The organism is Bartonella sp. TT110JLCBS (genome assembly GCF_042193405.1).
GTDB lineage: Bacteria > Pseudomonadota > Alphaproteobacteria > Rhizobiales > Rhizobiaceae > Bartonella.
Genome location: NZ_JBHILT010000181.1, coordinates 1 through 804, shown reverse-complemented (window position 1 = coordinate 804; position 804 = coordinate 1). Strand labels below are relative to the sequence as shown.

The window sequence follows — 804 nt, the reverse complement described above, 5'->3', positions numbered from 1 at the left end:
ACCTATGACCACTAAAAATGTATCCAAAAAATATGAACTCACAGATGAAATCCACCGTATTCCTGAGGGAAAAACTGTACGTCGTATAAGAGCATTAAGAGATTTTGCAGATGTTAAAGCAGGTGATCTCGGTGGCGTTATTGAAAACGAAAAAAGCTTATCACATGATGGTGATTGCTGGGTTTATGATAACGCCATGGTTGCTATGGATTCTGTTGTTTCTGAAAATGCACAAGTGCGTAATAATGCACGTGTTTATAAAAGTGCAAAAATATCAGGCAACGCTATTGTTTGTGACAATGCTCAGGTTTTTCATAATGCAAAAATTTCTGATAATGCAAAAATTTGTGATAACGCAATGGTTAATGGTAATGTTTTTGGCAATGCAGTTGTTTGTGATAATGCTCAGGTCTCTTTTCTTGGTCATATTTCTGATAATGCAAAAGTTTCTGATTATGCGCATGTAACTGGCAGGGTTTATGGAAATGCACGCGTTTATGGAAATGCTTGTATTTATGGATTTTCTGAGATTTACGATGATGCGCAGGTTTATGACAGGGCTACTATTTCTGAGCATGTAAAGGTTTATGGAAATGCACGGGTTTGTGACCAGGCAACGGTTTATAGCAAGCCTCGTACAGATGGCTATGCACCACCTATCTATGTAAAGATTTATGGCAATGCCGTGGTTAATGGCAATCAAAAAATTTCTGAAGATATTTGTGGTGATGATAAAGCAGCGTAAATAACGGGGCGGGGGGCTGCTTTATAGCAAAAAAGCCGCGTCCTTTAAGACACGGCTTT

Annotated in this window: 1 protein-coding gene; it reads left to right on the top strand. The window is 38.6% G+C overall.

Features of this window, described 5'->3' with window-relative positions; translation table 11 throughout:
• The coding region (locus ACFILW_RS10310) for a hypothetical protein (RefSeq protein ID WP_375685793.1) at positions 1-745 on the top strand (745 nt) is incomplete at its 5' end.
• Positions 746-804: the final 59 nt, after the last annotated feature.